The sequence below is a fragment of the Brucella intermedia LMG 3301 genome (assembly GCF_000182645.1).
Taxonomy (GTDB): domain Bacteria; phylum Pseudomonadota; class Alphaproteobacteria; order Rhizobiales; family Rhizobiaceae; genus Brucella; species Brucella intermedia.
In genome coordinates this window covers 118,626-136,337 of record NZ_ACQA01000002.1, presented here as the reverse complement: position 1 = coordinate 136,337, position 17,712 = coordinate 118,626, and the positions used below count along the sequence as shown (strand labels likewise).

The window sequence follows — 17,712 nt, the reverse complement described above, 5'->3', positions numbered from 1 at the left end:
ATCAATAATATGACTTTCATAGTCAGGTATTAATACATGAACCTCACCACAGGAATGACTTGGAAACGTGCCAGCTGATTGACGTTGCCGTGTAAAAACGCCAGACTGATGTCGTGGCTTCTTTTGTTGCTCCCGAGTTTCGGGGCTTGAATTTTGAGCGGCTCCTGCCTCGCACCGGCTTCCCTGACCCGATGCGACGGCATCGTGCGGCCCTCGGCTCCGGCTCCCCTCAGCCGCGCAAAACCACAGCCCGAATTTCCTGCCATCGCTGCATCTATGCCCTTCGCGCGTTCCGGGCTTTTCGGGGTTTCCGGACCTTCCAGCTTGGCGGCGCGAAAGTCGTCCTTCCACGCCATCGCACAGAACAATTCAGAGCAAAAAGGGGATCGTCATGAACCGTCGGGAGCTTCTTAAATCCGGTGCGGCCTGTGCCGCCGTCAGCATGCTGCCGAATTTTGCCTCTGCGGCCAGCACCGCATTCGCGCCGCAGCCGTCGGACTGGCGCAGCTTCGAGATCACAACCAGCGTCACGCCTGCCGCTTCGGGGAGAAGTCATTCGTGTCTGGGTGCCGCTGGCGGGCTTCAACGCCGATGACTGGAACCGCCCGGAGGGCAATCGCTGGACGACCAATGCCAAGGTCGCGCGGCTCGACCGCGATCCGGCGAGCGGCACCGGCCTTCTCTATCTCGAATGGGATGGAGGGGAAGAAAAGCCTCAAGCCGAAATCATCAGCCTCATCTCCACCCGCGACCGTTCGGGCAATCTCGAGGCACCGGCCAAGGCCGTGCCGCTGACCCGCGCGGAACGCGAACGCTATCTGGCGGGAACGCGGCTTGCGCCAGTCGATGGCATCGTCAAGCAGACCTCTGACAGGATCGTTGCGGATGCCGATACCGATCAGGAGAAGGCGCGCCGGATCTACGACTGGGTCGTCGCCAACACCTATCGACGGGCCTCCACGCGCGGCTGCGGAGACGGCAATATTGTCGCCATGCTCGACAGCGGCGATCTCGGCGGCAAATGCGCCGACATCAATCCTTTGTTCGTGGCTCTCGTCAGGGCGGCGGGAATTCCGGCCCGCGACCTTTATGGCGTGCGCGTCGCGCCTTCCGCCTTCGGCTACAAGAGCCTCGGCGCGAAAAACGAGGTCATCACCAAGGCCCAGCATTGCCGCGCCGAAATCTATCTCGACGGCATCGGCTGGGTCGCGACCGATCCGGCGGATGTGCGCAAGGTGATGTTGGAAGAGGAAAAGGACGGGCTCCCCGCCGACGATCCGCGTGTCGCAGCCGTGCGGCAAAAACTCTTCGGCTCCTGGGAGGGCAACTGGATCGCCTTCAATGACGGCAGCGATATCGTCTTGCCTTCCGCGCAAGGGCCGGAACTCGGCTTCCTCATGTATCCGCAGGCCGAAGTCGCCAGCACCCGTCTGGATTGTCTCGATGCGGACGCCTTCCGCTACGCCATGACCGCACGCGAAATAACGATATAAGTTTTGAGGTTATCATGGATATTGCATCGCCTATTCGTCTCAGCACGCTTGCCCATGGCGGCGGTTGCGGCTGCAAGCTTGCTCCAGCCGTTTTGCAGGATCTGCTGTCGGACCAGCCGGTCATGCAGCCGTTCAGCCAGCTTCTCGTCGGAACGGAAACCGGCGACGATGCCGCCGTCTGGCAACTGGACGACGAAAACTGCGTGATCGCCACGACGGATTTCTTCATGCCGATGGTGGACGATCCATTCGATTTCGGGCGCATCGCGGCCACCAATGCGATATCCGACGTCTATGCCATGGGCGGAACGCCGATCATGGCGCTGGCGATCCTCGGAATGCCGGTGAACAAGATGCCCGCCGAAATGATCCGAGAAATCCTGAAGGGCGGTTCCAGCATCTGCGCGGAAGCGGGCATTCCGGTTGCAGGCGGGCATTCCATCGACGCGCCGGAACCGATCTATGGGTTGGCGGTCATCGGCACCTGCAAGCTTTCGAACCTGCGCAGGAACAGCGGCGCGCGTGTCGGCGACACGCTGATCCTGACCAAGGCAATCGGCGTCGGCATCTATTCCGCCGCCTTCAAGAAGCAGGAACTCGACAGCGCCGGTTATGATGAAATGATGGCGTCAGTCACCTTGCTGAACCGGATCGGTGCCGAACTCGGCAAGGATGACGCCGTTCATGCCGTCACCGATGTGACCGGCTTCGGCATTCTCGGCCATGCGCTGGAAATGGCGCGCGGCTCCAATGCGGGCATTGCGCTGGACTATTCCGCCCTGCCCTTTCTCAATCAGGCCGAACATCTGGCGCAGGCCGGTTTCGTAACCGGAGCCTCCACCCGCAACTGGGCAAGCTACGGCCATGGCGTGCAGCTTCCGGACGACTATCCGCTCTGGAAACAGCAATTGCTGACCGACCCGCAGACGTCCGGCGGGCTTCTCGTATCCTGCGCGCCGCAGGAAGGCGAAAGGCTCCTCGGCAGCATCCGCGCCGCCGGCTATCCATCCGCCCGCATTGTCGGGAAAGTGACGGACGATGCGGGCCGCGTGACCGTAAACGGATGAAATCGCTGCAACATCAGCCTGAAAGCAGGATGCGTGGATTCTACAGTCTGGAGGGCCGTTTGTGCGTTCATAAGCACGTGCGGCGCTCCAGGACGGCTCATCAACAGCTCCCTCATTGTTTGGACTGTTCCCCTCTGGAAATCGGTGGCATGAGTCGATAAAGGCAGTAGCGCGTCCCGAAAAGTGCGAAGCGGTTTTCGGAAAAGATGCGCGTTAAAAACAAACGGATAATATTTTCCAGAGGGACATCATGGGCTATTTTCCAAGTTGGCGTTTGACATCAAACGCCGTCGTGCTTCCTGACGAGCGTCTTCCGGCCGCCGCCGCCATTCCGATGGGCGTGCAGCACCTGCTTGCAATGTCCGGCTCGACCATCGTCGCGCCCCTGCTGATGGGCTTCGATCCCAATGTAGCCGTCTTCTTTTCCGGCATCGGCACGCTTCTGTTCTTCGTGCTGACGGCAGGCCGGGTGCCGAGCTATCTCGGTTCGTCCTTCGCCTTCATCGCGGTCGTCATCGCCGCGACGGGCTATGGCGGCTCCGGCCCCAATCCCAATATAGCAATCGCGCTTGGCGGCATCATCGCCTGCGGCGCGCTCTATGCGCTTATCGGCCTCGTGGTCATGGCCATCGGCACGGGCTGGGTGGAGCGGCTTATGCCCCCGGTCGTCACCGGCGCCATCGGCGTTTCCATCGGCCTCAACCTCGCCCCGGTCGCTGTCGGCCAGCTGAAGGGAAGCGGCACGCATATCACCATCGCGCTGCTTACCGTTCTCTGCATGGGTATGATCGCCGCCTATGGTCCGCGCGGCACCAAGCGCCTGTCGGTGCTCTTCGCACTGCTTTTCGGTTATCTGCTGGTCCTGATCCTCGGCAACGGCCTCGGCATCGTGCCGGGCATCGATTTCACCGCCGTCAGCAATGCGGCATGGTTCGGCCTGCCGCATTTCACCACGCCGGAATTCAACTGGCAGGCGATCACCCTGATCGCGCCGGTCGCCATCGTGCTGGTGGCGGAAAACCTCGGTCATATCAAGGCGCTCGGTTCTATCACCGGCCAGAACATGGACCGCTACATCGGCCGCGGCTTCCTCGGTGACGGCATCGCGACCATGATTTCCGGTTCGGGCGGCGGCACCGGCGTTACCACCTACGCCGAAAACATCGGCGTCATGGCGATGACCAAGGTTTATTCCACGCTGATCTTCGTGATTGCCGCCGTCATGGCGCTGATCCTCGGCATGTCGCCGAAATTCGGCGCGATCCTGCAGACGATCCCGGCTCCGGTTCTGGCCGGTCTTGCCGTTTCGGTCTTCGGCCTCATCGCCTCGGCCATGGCGCGCATCTGGATCGTCAACAAGGTGGATTTCGCGGATTCCCGTAACCTGTTCACCGCCGGTGTGGCGCTCATTTTCGGCGCGGGCGACTTCACCTTGAAGATCGGCGAATTCGCGCTCGGCGGCATTGCGACATCGACGCTAGCCGCCCTCGTGTTCTATCAGTTGCTCGGCATCGGCCGCAGCGACAAGCCCGCCGAATAAAATCAGAGGGAGCGGGCATCCGGCCCGCTCCTTCCACTGCCGAAGCAGGTCCTGCTTGATCCGCATCAAATACTGTACTTCTATATTCGTCTATGTCCGAGAATGAAGATCATCCGGATGAGACGGGTTCATGCTATCAGACCTTTTCGAACATAACCGGCAGTGGGCCGTGGAAAAACGCCGGGAAGATCCCGAATATTTCAGCCGGCTGTCCTCGATGCAGCGCCCGGAATATCTCTGGATCGGCTGTTCCGACAGCCGCGTTCCGGCCAATGTCGTCACCGGATTGCAGCCGGGCGAGGTGTTCGTGCACCGCAACGTCGCCAACCTCGTCCATCGCGCCGATCTCAACCTGCTGTCGGTGCTCGAATTTGCGGTCGAGGTGCTGGAGATCAGGCACATCATCGTCTGCGGCCATTACGGTTGCGGCGGCGTGCGCGCCGCCATGGCCGGTTATGGCCACGGCATCATCGACAACTGGCTGCAGCCGGTGCGCGATATCGCGCAGACACATGAGCAGGAACTGGACCGCTTTACCGATCCCGAAGAACGCCTGAACCGGCTTTGCGAGCTGACCGTCGCCTCGCAGGTGGAAAGCCTGTCGCGCACGCCGGTTCTGCAATCGGCCTGGAAACAGAACAAGGAGATTGTCGTGCATGGCTGGATTTACGGCCTCAAGGACGGCCTGTTGCGCGACCTTCAATGCGACTGCACGAAAAGCGTGCTGGATTTTTCATGTCAGCAGGCCGGTTGATCCGCAAGCAGCCTCTCGGCCCTCAAGCGCATGTCGGGTGCAAGTTCGGCTGAACGCCGCGCAACCTTGTCGAAACATACAGAGGTAACTTCGTTGACCGCGCGCAGTTCGCCGTCGAGCGAACCCGCCATCGTCTGGCGAAACGTGATCGACGAGCGCCCGACTTTCAACACCTGCGAACAGATCGTCAGCAGGTCCCCGGCTGGCACTTCACGCTTGTATTCGGTTGCCGAGCGCACATCGGCCCAGCCGAATGCGTCATCGGGAATTTTCCCTGCGATGTGGCCAAGCAGTTGAAAGCTCGCATCGTCGAACATCCCGGCATAATGCCGGACATTCATATGCCCCATGACATCGCACATCCACGGATGCGCGACGCCGACAAAGGTAACAAGACCGCTCATCGCGCCACCGACCGGTAGCCGCCGAGGAAGGCCGTGAGATTATCGCCCAGCGCATCGCACAGATAGCCGCCTTCCTGCACGATGACGGTGGGCAGCCGCAGCTTCGCGATTGCTTCGGCAATGCGTCCGAAACCGCCGGTAGTCACCGACAACCCGCCGAACGGATCCCCCTCGAACGGATCGAGGCCGAGCGCGACCACGATCGCATCGGGCGCGAAGGCTTCGATGCGGCGGAAGGCCGTGTCGAGCGAGGCGAGGAATTCGGCGTCGCCGGATTTGCGCGGCAGCGGCAGGTTGAGATTGTAGCCAAGCCCCGCGCCTTCGCCGCGTTCGTCGGCGTGGCCCCAGAAGAATGGATAGAAACGCACCGGATCAGCATGGATGGAGACGGTCAGCACATCGGGACGGGAATAGAATATACCCTGCGTGCCGTTGCCGTGATGAAGATCGACGTCGAGGATCGCCACACGCCGGGCATTGGAGCGCAGGCGCTCTGCGGCGACCGCCGAATTGTTGACGAAGCAGAAGCCGCCCGCCACATCGGCAAAGGCATGATGCCCCGGCGGACGGCAGAGCGCATAGGCCGCAACTTCCCCTGCAAGCACCGCATCGGCGGCATCGACCGCGCTCCACGCGCTCCAGCACACGCTTTCCCACGTGTGTTCGGCAATCGGGCAGGCCGTATCGGCCATGTGATAGCCGACCTGCCCCACGGCGGACGCCGGATAGCGGCCGTCACGCGCGAGCGGATGGATGTTGGGGATCACCTCTTCCGACGCCTCTTCGATACGCCGCCAGCGGGCATGGATGTGCTGCAGGAATTCCAGATATTCCGGCGTATGCACGGCCGCAATCGGGCCAAGGCCGTGATTTTGCGGACGGATGATCTCGCAGCCTGCGGCCTTTGCACCGGCGAGCAGACGTTCGACACGCTCCGGCTGTTCGGGGTTCGGCTGCGGCGCGCCGCTGGAAAGAAAGGCTTTCGGGTCGTGACGCTTCTGCTCGACTGCGTAAAAGGCTTTCATGACTGCTCCCTGATTTGATTGATGCGCGCCAGGCGGGTGAAATCCTCACCATAGGCGCCGTGATCGCGGTCGGATTCGATCCAGCCGATACCGAGCCGCTCATAAAATCTCTGCGCAGCAATATTGTCCCGGTCCACGGCCAGCCGCAGATAGACGCCGCCCCGCGCCATCGACCAGGAGGAGACATGGCGCAGAAGCACTTCGCCGATCCCGTTGCCGCGAAAGGCTTCATCGACATAGAGGTCCTGCACGTAGACGCCGGGCTTGCCATACCATGTCGAGAAGATGGGGAAAAACAGGGCCAGCCCGGCAAATGCCCCGTCCACCTCGGCGATCAGGCTGGTGAATGCCGCATAGGGGCCGAAACCGTAACGGCGAAAATCCTCGACCGTGCTGGAAATCCTGTCGGCAGCGCCAAGCCCCTCGCCCATGATGCGGATCGCCTCATGGATCATTTCGGCATCAGCGGGTTCGCCCAGACGAACGATGACGCGCCTTTTGCTGTCCAACACGATTTTCGGCATCAGAACGCCACCCTGTCTCCGCCTTTGAGGCCCAGATATTCGCGTGCCTCCTCGGGCGTCGCAACGTCCAGCGACAGGCCGTCGAGGATGCCGCGTATGCGCCGCACCTGATCGGCATTGCTTCTGGCAAGCTGGCCGCGCCCGTCATAAAGGCTGTCTTCCAGCCCCACGCGGACATTGCCGCCCATGGCGGCCGCCATGGTTATCATCGGGATCTGGTGCCGCCCCGCCGCCAGCACGGAAAAGGAATAATCGTCCCCGAACAGCTTGTCGGCAATCCGCTTCATATGCATGAGATTGTCCGGATCGGCCCCGATGCCACCCAGAACGCCAAAGACGAACTGGATGAACAGATGGCCCGACACCAGTCCCCGGTCGCGGAAATGCGCCAGCGAATAAAGATGGCCGACATCGTAGCATTCAAACTCGAAACGCGTGCCGCAGCCCTGTCCGAGACTGGTCAGGATGCCTTCCATGTCCGCGAAAGTGTTCTTGAAGATGGAATGGCGGGTGGCTTCGAGCAGTTCCGGCTCCCACGCATGTTTCCATTCACGCGGCTTGTCGAGTGCCGGGAATAGCGCGAAATTCATCGAACCCATATTGAGCGAGCACATTTCCGGCTCTGCCCGGAGCGGCGCGGCCAGCCGGTCCTCCAGCGTCATCAGCGACGAGCCGCCGGTGGAGATATTCACCACGGCAGATGTCGATTGCTTGATGCGCGGCAGGAACTGCATGAACAGGTCCCGGATTGGCGGAAGGCCTGCCGTCGCGCGGGTCGCGGGCATGCAGATGCAGGATCGACGCACCCGCTTCCGCTGCCGCAATGGCTTCGCTCGCAATCTCGTCGGGCGTTACCGGCAGATGCGGCGACATGGACGGCGTGTGCACGGAACCCGTCACCGCGCAGGTGATGATCACCTTGCGACGCATTTTCTTCTTGTCGGTCATGATCCGGTTTCCTTACGCATTCACGGGCAGTTTGAGCTCACGCGCCAGAACCTCCAGCGTGTCGCCGAGGATGTCGGTGATCTCGCCGACCTGTTCGCGGCTGACGATCATGGGCGGGCAGACGAGGAAATGATCGCCTTCGACGCCGCCGCGTGTGCGGCGCGAATAGATGATCAGCCCGCGCTCATAGGCGAGATCGACCATGCGCTGATGGGCGTTCAGCTCCTTCGGCAGCGGCTTCATGGTTTCGGGGTCGGAAACGAATTCGGCAGCGAGCAGCAGGCCCTTGCCGCGCACATCGCCGATAAAGGGGAAGCGCTTTGCAAGCCCTTCCAGTTCGCCCTTCAGCGCATCGCCCATGCGGGCGGCATTGCCGACGAGATCGAGGCGATCGATTTCCTGCAGCACTGCCTTGCCTGCCGCGCAGGCCAGCGGATTGCCGGCATAGGTGAAGCCATGCAGGAAGCCGCCCGCGTCCAGAACCGGCTGCACGATGCGCCCCGGCGCCGCCATCGCGCCCAGCGGGCAATAACCGGAGGCAAAGCCCTTGGAAAGCGCGATCAGGTCCGGCTTGCAGTTCCAGTGGTCGCCGCCCAGAAACTTGCCGGTGCGCCCGGCGCCGCTCATCACCTCGTCATGGATCAGCAGGATGCCATAACGGTCGCAGATTTCGCGGATGCGCGGATAATAGCTGTCGGGCGCAACCAGCGCGCCGGTAGAGGCGCCGCCGATCGGCTCCATGATGAAGGCGAGCACGCTTTCAGGGCCTTCCTCCTGAATCCGTTCCTCCAGCATGTCGGCATATTTCTGTCCGCGCTGTTCCATCGAGAGATTGTCGCGGTCGAGATAGGCGGTCGGCGCCGGAACCTTGGGCATTTCGCGCATGATGGGCGCGAAAGGCTCGCTCAGGGCCGCATAGCCGGTGACGGCGAGCGCCCCAAGCGTGCCGCCGTGATAGGAGGGAAAGCGCGAAATCACTTTCCAGCGCTTGCCCTGCCCGGTCGCAACCGCCCACTGGCGGGCGAGCTTGATGCAGGATTCGACCGCTTCCGAACCGCCGGAAACGAAGAATATCTTGTCCAGACCTTCCGGCATACGCTCTGCGGCCATGCGTGCCAGATCTTCCGCCGGTTCGTTTTCGAAATGCAGGCGATAGGCGAAGGTCACGCGGTCCATCTGCTCCTTCATGGCATCGAGCACGTTGCGATTGCCATGGCCGATATTGACCACCATCGCGCCGCTCGATCCGTCGATGACGCGACGTCCGTCCTGATCCCAGATGTAGATGCCCTCGGCGCGATCCACCAGCGGCCTGCGCAGGCGCGACTGGTAGAAAAGATGTGATGCCGGGCGTTCATTCTGTGCATTTGTGTTGAGCATGGCGTTACTCTGTCAGCGCTTGAGATATTGGTTGAGAACATTGGCGGTCACGCGCTCGACCATGCGGTCGCCGCGCTTGAGGGCCGCTACCCACTCGCAGCTTCCGGCGTGGAAGACCTCGCCCTTGCCGCGTGGAAAATTGACGATCATGCCGCAGCCCCGCTTGGTGCGTTCCACGGCTGCATCCCCATCGTTGCCAATCAGCGTATCGGCCACGAATTTTGCATCGGCGTCGGAAAGGAACTGGTCGTCGGCCGGAATATCCGCGCTTTCCTCCTTGAGAGACGACATGCCGAGCGCCAGAATCTGCAACCCGTCAGGTGCGCCGCTGCCCTCTTCCGGCTCCGGCAATCCGCCACGGATCACATAATCCAGTCCGTCGACCTCGTAGCCGAAGGCATGGCCTTGCGAACCCAGAAGATCGCCGTAATAGATGCCGGTTCCTGCAAAGGCCCAGTGTTCGGGACGATAGACCGGGAAACCGCGCACGCCGCGCGGGGCGCAGCCGCCCCAGCCGACATAAAGCCCGCGCAAGGCGTTGAGGCCGAATGTCTCTGCGGCAGGCCGTCCGGTTTCCGCCGCTTCCCAGCAGCCGCTTGTGCGGCGCGGATCGGCGGAGCGATAGACCGGATCTTCGGCGCGGGCACGGTATTTGTAGCAGGTCTGCCGCTTGCCATTATCCTCAAGCCGGGTCTGCCACATGAAATTGCCGGCGAAACGCGCCGCACGACCGCCGCCATCGACATAATTATCGACGGCATCGCGCATTTCCCATGTCCAGTATTCATCATGACCGACAAAGACCACGCAGTCATAACCGTCGAGAATTTCCGGCGCGAAATGCAGCTCATGCTGGGTTGCGAGATCGACCGCATAGCCTTCCCGTTCGGCCCAGCGGAAAAACAGGCTGTCATAGCTTGCCCAGCCGGACGAGGCATATTTCTTGGAATAGCCATTGGCATAGGCCCATTCCATGTGCGGATAGCGCGGGGGCGCGGCAGGGGGCGTGACGATTTCCAGCGGCACACGCGGCGCATCGGGCGGCAGCAGCGCGAAGCCACGGCAGAACGGGCGCTCGATGCTCACCGTCGTCGCATATTGATCGCCGTTCGGCCCGGTAATGCCCTGATAATGGTTGGAGCCGCCCCAGGTATTATAGGCCGTCCATGTGCCGGTTGCGGCAACCTGCAGGATACGGCCCGGCTTGCGCCCCGCCGCAGGGCGCAGGATGAACAGGTGATGGCAATGGATGGGCTGGCCGTCATTGCCATGCGCCTTCAGCGTGATGCGATAAGCGCCGGAGGGCCAGGTCTCATCCGTCCTGACGGCGAATGTCGTTTCCCAGCCGCAGCCGACGACCGAACATTGCGCCGGTGTATCCTGCCATTTGCAGTCGATCCCGCGTTTTGAGAATACCGGCGCTTCCACTGCGCCGTCCCGCACGATTTCGATGTCGAAACGTTGCGCGGTCGCACTTACCTGAAGATGAACCGTCGCGCCCGGCAGATAGGAATAGGCGTCGGTATAACACCAGATTTCGCCGCGCGGCCCGTCCATGCCGGGATATTCGTAATAATGGCCGAGGACAGCCTCGCGGCGCTGCGCCGGGGTCAGCCCGAAATCGGGAAACTCCGCGAAATTCACAAACTCGTTGTTTCGCTCGCTCATGCCGACACCTCACGCAGCCAGATATTTCTTGAGGAAGGAGCGGGTACGCTCCTGCACCGGGTTGCTGAGTATCTGGTCCGGCGGCCCTTCTTCCACGACCACGCCGCCATCCATGAACAGGATGCGGTCGGCAACCTCGCCTGCAAAACGCATCTCGTGCGTGACGATCAGCATCGTCATATGTTCGGCGGCAAGCTGTTTCATGACGGCATTCACTTCGTCCACCAGCTCGGGGTCGAGCGCCGAAGTTGCCTCGTCAAACAGCATCACTTTCGGCTGCATGGCGAGCGCACGCGCGATTGCCACACGCTGCTTCTGCCCGCCCGACAGGCGCGAGGGATAGACGTCGATCTTGTCGGCAAGCCCGACCTTGGACAGAAGCTCCAGCGCCAGCGTGCGCGCCGCGTCCTTGCCCATGCCCTTGAGCTTGATCGGGCCGAGCGTGATGTTTTCCAGCACGGTCAGGTGCGGGAACAGGTTGAAGTGCTGGAACACCATGCCCATCTGCTGGCGCACCGCATTGATGTGCTTTTCGAACGCCTGCCCTGCCAGCGGCTGGTTGACCTGCACGCCGTCCAGCCAGACCTCGCCGCCATTCAGCGTTTCCAGATGGTTGATCGACCGCAGGAGCGTGCTCTTGCCGGAGCCGCTGGGGCCGATGATGGCAACGATCTGGCCCCGCGCCACTGAAAGGTCTATGCCCTTCAATACTTCCAGCGCGCCGTAGGCCTTGCGGGCGCCCTTCACTTCGACCATCGGTTTTGCCGATTTGGAGCTGCTCATCGCGTGACCTCCACTTTTCTTTCAATGCGCCGCAGACCAGCCTCGAGCACGAGATTGACCACGTAATAGATGGCCGCGACGGTGATATAGAATTCAAACGGGCTGAAGGTTTCACTGATGGCAAGCTGGGCGCTGTGCACCAGTTCCGCAATGCCGATGATCGAAACCAGCGACGTGTCCTTCAGAAGAACGATCATGTTGTTGCCGATCGGCGGGATGGTGTTGCGGATCGCCTGCGGAATGACGACATAGCGCAAGGCCTGTCCGTGGCTGAAACCGATGGAACGGGCGCCTTCCATCTGGCCGGGATCGACAGCCACGATGCCTGCGCGGATGATGTCGGCATTATAGACCGCGAAATGCAGGCTGAGGCCGATGATGCCCGCGCCAAGGGCCGGAATATCGATGCCGATCTGCACCAGCCCGAAATAGATCAGGAACAGTTGCAGCAGAAGCGGCGTTCCCATGAACAGCCACATGAAGAACCGCACCGGCCAGGCGAGGATTGCGGGCGCATAGAGCACCACCAGCGCAAATGCGATGCCGAGCACGAAGCTCAGGAAGGCCGAAGCCACGGTCAGAACCAGCGTCCACCAGAGGCCGGTCAGAAGCAGATCGGTATAGGGAGTGACGATGCTGAAATCGAGAGCCTGCATCCAGTCCTCCCTCACTGCGCCGCAAAGCGCTTGTCGAGAAAATCGACCCCGCGCGCCACGACATAGATGATGATCATGTAGAGAATGGCGGCGACGCCGAAAATCTCGAACGGCTTGTAGGTCGAGCCGATAAAGCGCTGCGCGGTATAGGTCAGCTCGACCACCGAAATGGTGGAAACCAGCGCCGAGCCTTTCAAGAGAGCGATGGCGTTGACGCCAAGCGGGCGGATCATCAGGCGAGCCGCCTGCGGCAGCACGACGAGACGCATGGTCTGGCCGCGTCCGAAACCGACGGAGCGCGCGGCTTCCGTCTGTCCGCGATCAACGCTCTGGATCGCGCCGCGGATCGATTCCGACATATAGGCGCCGATATTCAGTCCCAGCCCGATGACACCGGCGGCAAACGGCTCCAGATTGATGCCCACCTGCGGGCCGCCGAAATAGAGAATGAAGAGCTGCACCAGGCAGGGCGTGCCGCGAAAGACGCTGACATAGGCCGCCGCCAGCCCGCGCAGAATGGGGGAGCGGGAAAGGCGGCCCGCCACGAGTATTGCAGCCACCACAAGGCCCAGGATCAGGGCCAGCGCGGAAATTTGCACAGTCACCCATGCCGCCTCCAGAAAAAACGGGAGGACGCGCTGCATCAACGCAAAATCCATCGGAAAACTCCGGTCAATCGGTTCTCAGCCGGCCCGGACAATTGCCGGGCCGGGATGACGGCATGTCAGCGGATGTCGCTGCCGATCCACTGCATCGAGATCTTCTCGTAGGTGCCGTCGGCCATGATCTCGTCGAGAGCCTTCTGCATCGCGGCCTTCAGCTCAGGATTGTTCTTGCGGATGGCAATGCCGATGGCCACGCTGCCGCCTTCAATGTTCGGCGTATCGAGCTTGCGGACCTTCTGCCCGGTTTCCTTGATCGCCACCATGACCGGGATATTATCGACGACGATGGCGTCGACGCGGCCCGAATTCAGTTCGAGCATCAGTTCCGGCAAGCCCTTATAGGTGCGAATGGTCCAGCCGCCCTGCTCACGCGCCCATTTCTCATGGGTTTCGCCAAGCGTCACGCCCAGCGTCTTGCCCTTGAGATCGTCAAGCTTCTGGACGGCGGAATCTTCCTTCACGAAAACCGCGCGGCCCGCGTGATAATAGGGTCCGACGAAGTCCACCGCCTTTTCGCGTTCCGGCGTGATGGTCATGGAGCCGACGACCGTATCGAACTTGCCTGCACGAAGACCCGCGACGATACCATCCCAGGCCGTGGTGATGAGCTGCGGCTTCAACTTCATGCGCTCGGCAATCGCCGAGCCGATGGACGCATCGAAGCCCACGACCTCGTTCTTCTCATTGACGAAATTGAACGGCGGGTACTGGCCGCTCATGGCGATCTTGAGTTCTCCCGATGCCTTGATCTTTTCAAGATCATCCGCCTGTGCAGGCGCAACCGCGAAGACTGCGGTGGCGGCAATAGCGGCGGCGGCAATGAAACCCGTGAATTTGCTAAACATGTTGTTCCCGACTTCCTCTTGTTGTTTTTCTTGAGGCTTGTTTCTGCCCCTCAATATTCATGATTGCTTTTATGGATGCATTTCGCAAATAGATAATGGGAATGGATCACATAGATTTCATGAATGGATAAACCATGTCGTTGCATCGCCCCGAACGCCTTGTCTGGGATCTGGACTGGAACCTGCTGCGCAGTTTCGTGGTGATCGCGGAGGTGAAAAGCATCACCCGCGCCGCCGAACGTCTCAACCTCAAACAGCCGAGCGTGAGCAATGCCTTGCGCCGTCTGGAAGACCGCATCGGCCAACGGCTGGTGGAGCGTGACGCCACCCATTTCGAACTGACGGAAGTCGGAAAGCTGCTCTATGAACAGAGCATTGAGGTCTTCGGCGCCATTTCGCAATTGCCGCAGCTGGTGCGCGGGGTGGGAGACGATGTGACCGGCCATGTCACCATATCGGTTGCGAGCCACATTATCTCGCCGATCTTCGATCAGGCGCTTGCGCTCTTTCACGAACAGCATCCGCGCGCGACCCTGACGATCAACGTATCCGCCAGCACCGAAGTCGCCCGGCTGGTGCGCGAGAAGCGCGCCTCTTTCGGTTTGGGGCTGGTAAGCAATCGCGATCCGGCGCTGGACTACACGATGGTCTATCGGGAGTTCTTCGGCTTTTTCTGCGGCCCCCGCCATCGCATGTTCGGCCAGTCGGGACTGACGCTCGCCGATCTGAAGGGGGAGCCGTCCGTGTCGTTCCAGACCGACCATATCGCCGACGCGCTGCGACCTGTCGCTCTCCTGCGCAGCGAGGCGCGGCTTTCGCCGGAGGTGGTCGGCACGTCATCGAGCCTTGAGGAAGTGCGCCGCATGATCATCACGGGCCTTGGCATCGGCCCGCTGCCGCTGCACGTGGCCCGGCGCGAGATCGATGACGGTCTTCTCTGGCGCCTGCCACCCTATGAAAACCCGCCCGCCATCGATGTTTTCCTGATCCACAATCCGGAAACCAATCTCAACAAGGCCGAGAAAGCCATGCTTGCCGGACTGAAGGGGCTGATCGCTTCCACGCCCATGGAAGAGCGTATCTATGGAGATTGACGAGCGGGCGTTACCCGCTCGTCCTTATGGCGTCATTCCGCCGCTTCGGCAGCGCATAGCGCATCGCATTCGGCGGTTTCCGTCGCAGCGGAAAGGCTGGCCTGACCAAGCGCGACGACGGCCATTGCGCTGAGGCTCGCCACGACCGAAACCCAGAAGCCGTTCCCGGCACCGAAATTGTCGACCACCCAGCCGGAAACGAAGGCCCCGAGCGCCATGCCGATGCCAATGCCAGTCATGACCCAGGTGATGCCTTCGGTCAGCATCGCTTCGGGCACGCGGCGTTCGATCAGGCCGAAGGCCGTGATAAATGTCGGGGAAATCGCAACACCGCTGACGAACACCGCCGTTGCCAGAAGCGCGGTTGATGTACCGGCGAAGGGCAGCGGCAGCGCAGTCAGGGCAAGGACGCTGACGGCGATCAGCAACTGGCGCTGCAATGGAATGCGGATCGACAATGCGCCAAGCGTTATCCCTACAAGAAACGAACCGATGGCATAGACACCGATGACGATGCTGGCGGCGCCGGGCTCGCCAAGCTCACGCGTGATCGCCACGGCGCTGACTTCAGCCGTTGCGAAGGTCGAGCCGACGAAGATGAGAGCAAGCGTGATGATTTGCACGGGACGCGACCAGATCGCCGAACGTTGCGGGTGGTTCCGGTCGAGCGCACGAACCGGCGGCTCGCTGGAACGCTGCAGGAGGAAGGCAACCGTCCCCACGGCGAGGGAGGCCGTGCTGATCAGCATTCCAGCTTCGGGAAACAGCGAAACCGCCAGGGCCACGGAAAGGGAGGCACCGGAAATATAGACCAGCTCATCAGCCGCAGATTCAAACGCGAAAGCGGTGTTCAGCTCGGGACGATTGCGGAAAATTTCAGTCCATCTTGCCCGCACCATCGCGGGAATGCTGGGCATGACGCCGGCAAAGAACGCCGAGGCGAACAGGGTCCAGTTGGCCCAACCCTGATTGGTAGCTATGAGCAGGAAGACGAAGGCTATCACCGAAACGATGGTGGCGGGCATGACGATGCGGCTTTGTCCGTAACGGTCGACAAGGCGCGAAATCTGCGGCGACACAAAAGCATTCGTCAGCGCGAAGGTGGCGGAGACCGCGCCCGCCAGCCAATATTCGCCATGGGTCTGCGCGAGCATGGCTACGATGCCGACAGGCGCCATCGCAATGGGAAGACGGGCGAAGAATGCAGCCGCCGAAAAGCCGACAGCGCCGGGCGCGCTGAAAATCTCTCTATATGGATTGGACATCGGAGTGGGTCCTTGAAAGGGGAAATTGCATCACTTGCATACGGTCCGTATGTTAATTAAATAATTGATACGCGGCGTATGTCAACTAATATACGCAGCGTATCTGAATAAATGGAGCGACGATGCGTAAACCTCGCAGCGAAATGATTGCCGAAACAAGGGCGAAGCTGATGGCTGCGGGCCGCAAGGCTTTCGGCACCGTTGGCTATGCCGAAGCTTCGATGGATGACTTTACCGCCTCCGCCGGTCTGACGCGGGGCGCGCTCTACCATCATTTCGGCGACAAGAAGGGTCTTCTGCAGGCCGTGATCAACGAAATCGATTGCGAGATGGCCGCGCGGCTGTGCACGATTTCGGCGAAGGCGCCCAACCGCTGGCAGGGCTTTGTCGACGAGAATGTCGCCTATATCGAAATGGCGCTGGAACCTGAAATCCAGCGCATCATGTTCCGCGACGGACCGGCGGTGTTTGGCGATCCGTCCTGCTGGCCGAGCGCCAATGGCTGCATCCGCACGATCACCACAAGCCTCGATGCCTTGCGCGAGGAAGGCGTCATCATCGATATCGACGCGGAAGCCGCCGCACGGCTGATCAACGCGGCAAGCAGCAGCGCGGCGCAGTGGATCGCCAATTCCGACGATCCCGAAGCCACGTCAAAGCGCGCGGTGAAGGCGTTCCGGACATTCCTGGAAGGTCTGTTGAAGCGGGAAGGTTGAGCTAGCCCGAGACGATCGAGGTGAAATCAGCCATGCCCGCGAAACGGGCGGCACGGACCTTGCCATATTTGCTCTTGTCGACGACAAGATGTTTCTCGACGGCGCGTTGCATGGCCATCTGCTTGATCGGCACTTCGTGGAAGTGCGAGCACGTGACCCCGTGCTGTTCATCGACCCCGCCGGCGGACAGAAAAGCCTTGTTGATGTTGACGCGCTTCAGCACATCGATCCCCTCATCGCCCGAAAACGATGCCGCCTCCGGGTGGTAAAGCCCGCCCAGAACGATGAGGCGCACATCGCCGCGCTGCGACAGGATTTCGGCGATGTTGAGCGCATAGCAGACGACGGTGATGTGCTGGTTCTGCGGAATGCGGTGAGCAAGATGCGGCATCGTCGTGCCGCAATCGATGAAAACCGTATCATAGGGTTCGATCAAAGCAGCGGCTGCGGCGCAAGCCTGCGCTTTCGCGCCGGCATGGCTGTCCTTTTCAAAATCGAAGACATAATCGCCGTTGGCACCGTCTTGTGTGGGGATAATGTAACCACCCAAACAATTGAGCGCTGCGCCGTCGCTGCCTATATCGCGGCGGATCGTCATTTCCGAAACGCCGAGGCGCGCTGCCGCATCGCGCAGACGAAGCACGCCGACTTCATCGACCAATGCCGCCAGTTCAGCGATGCGCTCTTCTTTTCGGCTGATTCTGCTCACACTGTCCCCAATTCTTGCAGTCTGCTCATCCGTTTATACGTCCCTCACATTTCACGCAATTACGATCCTTCGATCTTGACAGGCCGAACATAAATGTGAAACGATCCAAACATAATGATCGGATTATAACATTATAATTCGCATTGTCGGGAGGATATGACAACAGGGTTTTGCGC

Annotated in this window: 17 protein-coding genes and 2 pseudogenes; 6 read left to right on the top strand and 13 right to left on the bottom strand. The window is 61.0% G+C overall.

From position 1 onward, the window contains the following. Positions 1 to 29 precede the first annotated feature (29 nt). Positions 30 to 356 carry a hypothetical protein gene (locus OINT_RS13145; protein ID WP_006472063.1) on the bottom strand — a complete coding sequence of 109 codons (327 nt, stop codon included), beginning with the start codon at positions 354 to 356 and terminating at the stop codon, positions 30 to 32. 35 nt (positions 357 to 391) lie between these two features. Between OINT_RS13145 and OINT_RS13140 the strand changes: the two are divergent. From OINT_RS13140 to can, 4 genes and pseudogenes are all read left to right on the top strand, one after another. Then, positions 392 to 1,493, top strand: a pseudogene (locus OINT_RS13140) (transglutaminase-like domain-containing protein). A gap of 14 nt (positions 1,494 to 1,507) precedes the next feature. Further along, positions 1,508 to 2,560: a selenide, water dikinase SelD gene (gene selD, locus OINT_RS13135; RefSeq protein WP_006472061.1), complete on the top strand. Its 1,053-nt coding sequence runs from the start codon at positions 1,508 to 1,510 to the stop codon at positions 2,558 to 2,560. A 250-nt stretch (positions 2,561 to 2,810) separates the two neighbouring features. Then, positions 2,811 to 4,100 (top strand): solute carrier family 23 protein, encoded by a 1,290-nt coding sequence (locus tag OINT_RS13130; protein WP_006468320.1) that lies wholly within the window; start codon positions 2,811 to 2,813, stop codon positions 4,098 to 4,100. 130 nt (positions 4,101 to 4,230) lie between these two features. Beyond that, positions 4,231 to 4,854, top strand: a complete 624-nt coding sequence (can, locus tag OINT_RS13125) for a carbonate dehydratase (RefSeq protein ID WP_006468319.1) — start codon at positions 4,231 to 4,233, stop codon at positions 4,852 to 4,854. Here the strand turns inward: can and OINT_RS13120 are convergent. The 10 genes and pseudogenes from OINT_RS13120 to OINT_RS13075 form a co-directional block, all read right to left on the bottom strand. Beyond that, positions 4,839 to 5,258 (bottom strand): acyl-CoA thioesterase, encoded by a 420-nt coding sequence (locus OINT_RS13120; RefSeq protein ID WP_006468318.1) that lies wholly within the window; start codon positions 5,256 to 5,258, stop codon positions 4,839 to 4,841. The genes can and OINT_RS13120 overlap by 16 nt on opposite strands. Continuing rightward, on the bottom strand, positions 5,255 to 6,283 hold the full coding sequence (locus OINT_RS13115) for a histone deacetylase family protein (RefSeq protein WP_006468317.1): 1,029 nt from the start codon (positions 6,281 to 6,283) through the stop codon (positions 5,255 to 5,257). The genes OINT_RS13120 and OINT_RS13115 overlap by 4 nt, the downstream gene beginning before the upstream one ends. Then, positions 6,280 to 6,807, bottom strand: coding sequence for a GNAT family N-acetyltransferase (locus tag OINT_RS13110; RefSeq protein ID WP_006468316.1), 528 nt, complete (start codon positions 6,805 to 6,807; stop codon positions 6,280 to 6,282). Before OINT_RS13110 ends, OINT_RS13115 begins: the two co-directional genes overlap by 4 nt. Next, positions 6,807 to 7,755: pseudogene (locus OINT_RS13105) on the bottom strand (beta-keto acid cleavage family enzyme). Before OINT_RS13105 ends, OINT_RS13110 begins: the two are co-directional and overlap by 1 nt. A 12-nt stretch (positions 7,756 to 7,767) precedes the next feature. Next, entirely contained in the window at positions 7,768 to 9,135 is a 1,368-nt protein-coding gene (locus OINT_RS13100; RefSeq protein ID WP_006468314.1) for an aminotransferase family protein, read from the bottom strand. A 12-nt stretch (positions 9,136 to 9,147) separates the two neighbouring features. Continuing rightward, a complete protein-coding gene (locus OINT_RS13095; protein ID WP_006468313.1) occupies positions 9,148 to 10,803 on the bottom strand; it encodes a N,N-dimethylformamidase beta subunit family domain-containing protein in 1,656 nt (551 codons plus the stop codon). 9 nt (positions 10,804 to 10,812) lie between these two features. Continuing rightward, positions 10,813 to 11,559 (bottom strand): amino acid ABC transporter ATP-binding protein, encoded by a 747-nt coding sequence (locus OINT_RS13090; RefSeq protein WP_006472059.1) that lies wholly within the window; start codon positions 11,557 to 11,559, stop codon positions 10,813 to 10,815. Between the two features lie 23 nt (positions 11,560 to 11,582). Continuing rightward, on the bottom strand, positions 11,583 to 12,242 hold the full coding sequence (locus tag OINT_RS13085) for an amino acid ABC transporter permease (protein ID WP_006472058.1): 660 nt from the start codon (positions 12,240 to 12,242) through the stop codon (positions 11,583 to 11,585). 11 nt (positions 12,243 to 12,253) lie between these two features. Beyond that, on the bottom strand, positions 12,254 to 12,901 hold the full coding sequence (locus OINT_RS13080; protein ID WP_006468310.1) for an amino acid ABC transporter permease: 648 nt from the start codon (positions 12,899 to 12,901) through the stop codon (positions 12,254 to 12,256). 65 nt (positions 12,902 to 12,966) lie between these two features. Beyond that, positions 12,967 to 13,752 (bottom strand): ABC transporter substrate-binding protein, encoded by a 786-nt coding sequence (locus OINT_RS13075; RefSeq protein WP_006472057.1) that lies wholly within the window; start codon positions 13,750 to 13,752, stop codon positions 12,967 to 12,969. Positions 13,753 to 13,886: 134 nt separating this feature from the next. Between OINT_RS13075 and OINT_RS13070 the strand changes: the two genes are divergently transcribed. Further along, positions 13,887 to 14,846 carry a LysR family transcriptional regulator gene (locus OINT_RS13070; protein ID WP_006468308.1) on the top strand — a complete coding sequence of 320 codons (960 nt, stop codon included), beginning with the start codon at positions 13,887 to 13,889 and terminating at the stop codon, positions 14,844 to 14,846. 32 nt (positions 14,847 to 14,878) lie between these two features. Here OINT_RS13070 and OINT_RS13065 read toward each other — a convergent pair whose 3' ends face one another. Continuing rightward, positions 14,879 to 16,111, bottom strand: a complete 1,233-nt coding sequence (locus tag OINT_RS13065) for an MFS transporter (protein ID WP_006468307.1) — start codon at positions 16,109 to 16,111, stop codon at positions 14,879 to 14,881. 122 nt (positions 16,112 to 16,233) lie between these two features. On the opposite strand from OINT_RS13065, the gene OINT_RS13060 reads away from it, so the two are divergent. Beyond that, a complete protein-coding gene (locus OINT_RS13060) occupies positions 16,234 to 16,827 on the top strand; it encodes a TetR/AcrR family transcriptional regulator (protein ID WP_006468306.1) in 594 nt (197 codons plus the stop codon). A gap of 1 nt (position 16,828) precedes the next feature. Here the strand turns inward: OINT_RS13060 and OINT_RS13055 are convergent, their stop codons facing one another. Then, positions 16,829 to 17,536 (bottom strand): DeoR/GlpR family DNA-binding transcription regulator, encoded by a 708-nt coding sequence (locus OINT_RS13055; RefSeq protein ID WP_006468305.1) that lies wholly within the window; start codon positions 17,534 to 17,536, stop codon positions 16,829 to 16,831. Between the last annotated feature and the right edge of the window lie 176 nt (positions 17,537 to 17,712).

What these genes read in the sequence shown, in the direction of transcription:
- OINT_RS13120 (WP_006468318.1), bottom strand. Translation starts at nt 5,258, where the DNA reads ATGAGCGGTCTTGTTACCTTTGTCGGCGTCGCGCATCCGTGGATGTGC.
- OINT_RS13115 (WP_006468317.1), bottom strand. Translation starts at nt 6,283, where the DNA reads ATGAAAGCCTTTTACGCAGTCGAGCAGAAGCGTCACGACCCGAAAGCC.
- OINT_RS13090 (WP_006472059.1), bottom strand. Translation starts at nt 11,559, where the DNA reads ATGGTCGAAGTGAAGGGCGCCCGCAAGGCCTACGGCGCGCTGGAAGTA.
- OINT_RS13060 (WP_006468306.1), top strand. Translation starts at nt 16,234, where the DNA reads ATGCGTAAACCTCGCAGCGAAATGATTGCCGAAACAAGGGCGAAGCTG.
- OINT_RS13100 (WP_006468314.1), bottom strand. Translation starts at nt 9,135, where the DNA reads ATGCTCAACACAAATGCACAGAATGAACGCCCGGCATCACATCTTTTC.
- OINT_RS13110 (WP_006468316.1), bottom strand. Translation starts at nt 6,807, where the DNA reads ATGCCGAAAATCGTGTTGGACAGCAAAAGGCGCGTCATCGTTCGTCTG.
- OINT_RS13080 (WP_006468310.1), bottom strand. Translation starts at nt 12,901, where the DNA reads ATGGATTTTGCGTTGATGCAGCGCGTCCTCCCGTTTTTTCTGGAGGCG.
- OINT_RS13130 (WP_006468320.1), top strand. Translation starts at nt 2,811, where the DNA reads ATGGGCTATTTTCCAAGTTGGCGTTTGACATCAAACGCCGTCGTGCTT.
- OINT_RS13085 (WP_006472058.1), bottom strand. Translation starts at nt 12,242, where the DNA reads ATGCAGGCTCTCGATTTCAGCATCGTCACTCCCTATACCGATCTGCTT.
- OINT_RS13065 (WP_006468307.1), bottom strand. Translation starts at nt 16,111, where the DNA reads ATGTCCAATCCATATAGAGAGATTTTCAGCGCGCCCGGCGCTGTCGGC.
- OINT_RS13075 (WP_006472057.1), bottom strand. Translation starts at nt 13,752, where the DNA reads ATGTTTAGCAAATTCACGGGTTTCATTGCCGCCGCCGCTATTGCCGCC.
- OINT_RS13070 (WP_006468308.1), top strand. Translation starts at nt 13,887, where the DNA reads ATGTCGTTGCATCGCCCCGAACGCCTTGTCTGGGATCTGGACTGGAAC.
- OINT_RS13145 (WP_006472063.1), bottom strand. Translation starts at nt 356, where the DNA reads ATGGCGTGGAAGGACGACTTTCGCGCCGCCAAGCTGGAAGGTCCGGAA.
- OINT_RS13095 (WP_006468313.1), bottom strand. Translation starts at nt 10,803, where the DNA reads ATGAGCGAGCGAAACAACGAGTTTGTGAATTTCGCGGAGTTTCCCGAT.
- can (WP_006468319.1), top strand. Translation starts at nt 4,231, where the DNA reads ATGCTATCAGACCTTTTCGAACATAACCGGCAGTGGGCCGTGGAAAAA.
- selD (WP_006472061.1), top strand. Translation starts at nt 1,508, where the DNA reads ATGGATATTGCATCGCCTATTCGTCTCAGCACGCTTGCCCATGGCGGC.